A 4,405-nucleotide genomic window follows, 5' to 3' on the forward strand; every position below is an offset into this window, starting at 1 on the left:
GCCCGGCGGTCGACGCGCTGTGGTGGCTGCTCGCGCTGCTGCCCGCCGCCGCGGCGCTGTGGCGCGGCCGTCTGCAGGCGGGGCCCGACCTGGCCTGGAGCGCGGCGACGCTGCTCGCGCTGTTGCTGCTCGACGCCGCCGCGGCGCTGGCCGCCGGCCAGCTGTCGCAGGTGCTGCCGGCGCTGGCGGTGCCGCCGGGCTTTGCCGCGCTGTCGCACTGGCAGGGGCGGCGCCAGCAACGGGACACGCAACGGCGCCTGGAGAGCGAGCGCGCCGCCGCCGAAGCCGCGAGCCGCGTCAAGAGCGAGTTCCTGGCCCACATGAGCCACGAGATCCGCACGCCGATGAACGCGCTGCTGGGCTCGGCCGAGCTGCTGGCGCAGACCGAGCTGGACGACCGCCAGGGCCGCCACGTCGCGCTGTTCCAATCAGCCGGTGCGAGCCTGATGGAGATCCTGAACGACCTGCTGGACCTGTCCAAGATCGAGGCCGGCCTGCTGCAGATGCATGTGCAGCCGTTCTCGCTGGTCGAGCTGGTGGCAAGCCAGACGGTGCTGTTCGAGGCGCGGGCCTCGCAGAAGGGGCTGCGCCTGCAGACGCAGTTCGACACCGACCTGCCGCCGGTCGTCCGTGGCGACGCGCCGCGCCTGGCGCAGGTGCTGCGCAACCTGCTGGGCAACGCTGTCAAGTTCACGCAGCGCGGCAACGTGACGCTGGCGGTGCAGCGCATCGCCGACCAACCGGGCCGGTTGCGCTTCGAGGTGCGCGACACCGGCATCGGCATTCCGGCGGCGCAGCAGCGCACGATCTTCGAGGCCTTCGCGCAGGCCGACAGCGGCATCGCGCGCGCCTACGGCGGCACGGGCCTCGGCCTCACGATCAGCAGCCGGCTGGTCGCTCTGATGGGCGGGCAGATCGGCGTGACCAGCGTCGACGGCCAGGGCTCGTGCTTCCACGTCGAGCTCGACCTGCCGGCCAGCAGCGAGCCGCCGGTGGCCGTGTGGGCGCCGAGCTCGCCCGAGCCGACCGGCGAGCTGAAGGCGCCGCTGCGGCTGCTGCTGGCCGACGACAACCCGCAGAACGTGCTGCTGGTGCAAGCCTACCTGGAAGGCGACGGCCACYGGCTCGACGTGGTGCACGACGGCGCGGCGGCGATCGAGCGCTTCGCGGCCCGCCCCTACGACCTGGTGCTGATGGACGTGCAGATGCCCGGCATGGACGGCTACCGCGCGACCGCGGCGCTGCGCGCGCTGGAGCGCGAGCGCGGCAGCGCACCGGTGCCGGTGATCGCGCTGACGGCCAACGCGATGCCCGACGATGAGCGGCGCAGCCTGCAGGCCGGCTGCCAGGCGCACCTGACCAAGCCGTTCTCGCGCGCGCAGCTGCGCCGCGTGATCGCGCGGCACACCGGTGCGGGCGCGGGCGAGGCCGGGCCGGCCGAACGCCCGGAGATCGCCGCATTCGCCGCGGCCGAGGCGCCGCTGCCGGCGCTGGCGGCCCTGCCCGGCTTCGACCTGGCGACCGCGCTGGCCCGCATGGACGGGCAGACCGGGCTCTACCTGCGCGTGCTGCGCGCCGCGCGCGACGCGCTGCAGCCATGGCCCGCGCGTTTCGACGCGGCACGGCGCGACGGCGATGCCGCGCTGGCCTTGCGGCTGGTGCATGACCTGAAGTCGACCGCGGCGACGCTGGGCGCCGTGACGCTGGCCGGGACGGCCGGCGAGGTGGAGGGGCTGCTGCGGCAAGGCAGCCCGCTGCCGCCGGGGATGCTCGGCGAACTGGAACGGCAGCTGCAGCCGCTGCGTGCCTTGCTGGCCGAAATCTAACGCCGACATCTCGCGACACAGGCGCCCACAGTTCTTTACGACCCCTCGCCAAGCCAGCCGCCATGCGGGTTGGCGCGGTGTCGCCTCGTTACCGGCCGATACGGAATGGCACGGGCGGCCCCGCATGACACGGATCCGTCATACCCGCTCCCTAGAGTCCGCGGCGCTCACCCCTCCACCCCATCGGGACCCCGCCATGCGAAGCATCACCGCACCAGCCCTCACCACCACCCTGACCCTGCTCGCCGCCGCCGCCCTGAGCGCCTGCGGCGGCAGCGACAGCAGCAGCCCCGCGCCGACGCCCACCGTCAGCGGCGTCGTGACCGGCACCAACTTCGTCGCCGGCAGCGCCACCGACCCGACGCTGCAGGCCTCGTACTACCAGGGCGCCAAGGTCTGCGTCGACGCCAACAACAACGGCGTCTGCGAAGCCTCGGAGAACCCGGTGACCACCGATGCGAAGGGGCACTTCACGATCGCGATGCCGAACAAGGCCGCGCTGATCGCCGACATCGGCATCGATGCCACCAACACCGCCGCCGGCAGCAAGGTCGCGAGCCGCGACGTGCTGCGCGCGTCGCTCGACCAGGTCATCGAGCAGGGGGGCGGCAGCGTCGTCATCAGCCCGCTGTCGTCCGAGGTCGTCCGCACGATGGAGGCCAACGCCAGCACCTACGCCGCCGAGAAGGCCAACCTGGCCGCACGCATCGGCGTCAGTGCCGCCAACCTGCTGGCCGACGTGAACGGCGTCGGCGGCACCGAGCAGGCCGCGATGCTGGCCGAGGCGAAGGCACTGGACAACCGCTTCACCTACGCGATCACCAAGCTCGACCGCGGCGACCTGTACCCCGACGCGCTCGCCGTGCCGGGCGGCGACCCGCGCCTGGCCGGCATGGCGGGCGTGACCGCCGCCACCGCGCCCACCGCGGCCGACACGCGCGCCAAGATCACGTTCGCGCAGGCCGAGCAGGCCGCGTTCAACCTCGAAGGCATCCCGCGCTACGACAACGTGTTCGTCGTGATGCTGGAGAACAAGGCCACCTCGTCGATCGTCAACTCCGCCTTCGCGCCGAAGATCAATGCGCTGCTGAAGGCCGGCAACCAGCTGACCAGCTACTTCGCCACCGGCAACCCCAGCGAGCCGAACTACACCGCGCTCGGCGGCGCCGACGACTTCGGCATCACCGACGACAGCCAGTGGAACTGCGACGCCACCGGCGCCAACGCGGTGCAGGACCTGCCCGTGCCCGACAAGACCCAGCCGGGCCTGCAGAACTCGCCGTTCGCCGCCACCTGCACGCAGGCGGTCGGCGTGAACCACAACATCACCGGCAAGCCCAACCTGTTCAACGCGCTGACGGCGGCCGGCCTGACCTGGCGCACCTACAACGAGTCGATCAACCCCGGGCAGGACTACCGCACCGACAGCGTCGCCGATGCCGCGGTCGTGGCGCCCGACCACGTCTACGCGCCGGGCACGCTGGCGGGCAACACCGCGCAGGTCGGCACCACCGGCCTGAACCTGCCGCTGCCGGCCGGCCTGTACAAGACCAAGCACCACCCCGGCATGGCCTACCAGAACGTGCGCAGCGCGCCCGAATGGAAGTACAGCAACCGCACGATGGGCGGCGGCCAGTGGGACTCGGTGATGCTGGCCGGCACCGCGTACCAGGTGCCCGCGAACTATGACGTCGACCAGCTCGGCACCGACCTCGCGAGCGGCAAGGTCGGCACGCTGAACTTCCTGGTGCCGGACCAGTGCGACGACATGCACGGCATCACCGTGAAGGGCACCGTGCCCGGCAGCGCGACGCAGGTGACCGCCAGCGACTGCAGCAGCGTCGCCAACAACGTGCCGGTGGCCACCGGCGGTGCGATCATTGCGCGCGGCGACAACTACGTCGACGCGCTGGTCAAGCGCATCCAGGACTCGCCGCTGTGGAAGAACCGCAACAAGCGGGTCGCCATCGTGCTGATGTTCGACGAAGGCAACGCCACCGGCGCGCTGAACTCCTGCTGCGGCTGGAACGTCGCCAACAGCACGGTGTCGCAGCCGCTGAAGCAGAACCCGGACGGCAGCTTCACGCCGGATGCCACGGTCAACAACTACACGCGCGGCAACCGCGGCCACGGCCAGAGCATCTTCGGCATCCTGACCAACCAGCCGGACGCGCCGAAGGGAGTCTCGGACAACGACGCCTACAGCCACTTCTCGCTGGTGCGCACGTTCCAGAACATGTTCCAGCTGGCCGATCCGGCGGTCGAGGGCTCGTACATGAACCGCTCGAAGTACACCGAGCACTTCATCGCGGCCAACATCCTGAACCTGCCGGAATACGCCGGCAGCCAGGACACCCACTTCGACGCCGTGCGCCCGATCAACCACGCCTGGGTGGCCCCGTCCACCTACACGCAGAAGCAGTCGGCCGACCTGTCGACCGCACCGCAGGTGGGCCCGGACGCGCAGCAGACCAACGTCTGGACGCTGAAGTGAAGCGCGGCGCCTGGATCGCGGCGCTGGCCGCGGCCGGCGCGCTGTGGGGCTGCGGCGACGGCAATGCGCCGGCGCCCGCCAAGGC

The 4,405-nt window shown here is 71.7% G+C and carries 2 protein-coding genes; both read left to right on the plus strand.

Annotation, left to right across the window (positions count from 1 at the left end):
* On the plus strand, positions 1 to 1,826 hold a 1,826-nt coding region (locus tag AC1DYN_RS31600), incomplete at its 5' end, for an ATP-binding protein (RefSeq protein WP_477966610.1).
* Positions 1,827 to 2,022: 196 nt separating this feature from the next.
* Positions 2,023 to 4,320 carry a phosphoesterase gene (locus AC1DYN_RS31605; protein WP_477966612.1) on the plus strand — a complete coding sequence of 766 codons (2,298 nt, stop codon included), beginning with the start codon at positions 2,023 to 2,025 and terminating at the stop codon, positions 4,318 to 4,320.
* The last annotated feature ends 85 nt before the right edge of the window (positions 4,321 to 4,405 follow it).

This window comes from Rhizobacter sp. P2_D12, assembly GCF_056404395.1.